Origin of the sequence: Arthrobacter sp. ZGTC412 (genome assembly GCF_002929215.1) — a bacterium.
Lineage (GTDB): Bacteria > Actinomycetota > Actinomycetes > Actinomycetales > Micrococcaceae > Arthrobacter.
Map to the genome: position 1 here is coordinate 1 of NZ_PJII01000060.1, position 964 is coordinate 964.

General features: G+C 61.3%; 1 pseudogene. It reads right to left on the bottom strand.

The window, feature by feature from the left end:
- Positions 1-693: 693 nt before the first annotated feature.
- Positions 694-964: pseudogene (locus CXQ88_RS21400) on the bottom strand (recombinase family protein); the annotation flags it as partial.

Below are 964 nucleotides of genomic sequence, written 5' to 3' on the forward strand. Positions count from 1 at the left end.
TCTTCACGGCACCCGCAGAGGGCATCGCTGCGTTCCAAGCAGCAGCAGCACCAACAATCGCCAGGCTGGAAAAGGACTCCGCGACCAAAGCCCTCATCGCAAAGATCCGCTCACTGGCTGCATCCACGCCCGCCCCAGCCCCGCTGGCCCCCTGCAGCCCCAACGGATAACAGCACGGTAAGGCCCTGGCGACTGTCGCATCAAGGCAGTGGCAGGCGGGCCCGGCACTGGTGGCGGAGCCACTCGGAAAGGCCAAAGCCCCCTTTGGGTCGCCCCCGTCCTGTTGGGCCGGCCGGCCTAAACAGCGGGTGTTTGCATGGGTGGTCCAGATGAAGTTCCCAGATTTGTCCATCACCCTGAGCTACATGCGACTACTGACCCGGAGTAGCCCAAGACTGAAAGTTGAGGGGATAACCATGGCTAAAGACCCAAAGCGACCTCCATCGAGCGTGCTGCTTTGGATCGTGATGATCCCGCTCGCGGCGGTTATGGTGGCCGCAGTCATTTACGTTACTGTCCCTATATTTATCCCTGCGTTGTTCCAGACGCGACCTTGATGGAAGAGTCCCTCGGCCTCCGGCGTGCGCGTCCGGGCTGGTAAGCCCAAGGTGCCAGCTACGGTTCAAGACACCGTCCCTGGCGGGGTCCGTCGGTCTGTGAATCGCAGCGGCAAATGGCGCGGTTTTGCCAGCGCTAAATGGCACCCTGTTGGTTCATAAGTGCTCGGGATCGTCTATAGAACGTTGCCCTAGACATTCCGAAGTCGCGGGCGACCTGCGCCGCGGGCTCGCCACTTTCGACCAGGTGGACTGCGCTTCGAATCTGACTGTCAGTGACCCGGCGGGGTCGGCCCCCGAGGTCCTTTCCAGCTTCTCTGCGTTATTGAGGGAGTCGGTGACACGTTCGCGCTTGATCTCGTGTTCCATTTGCCCGAGGGCGGCCATGATCGTAAAGAGCATCGACC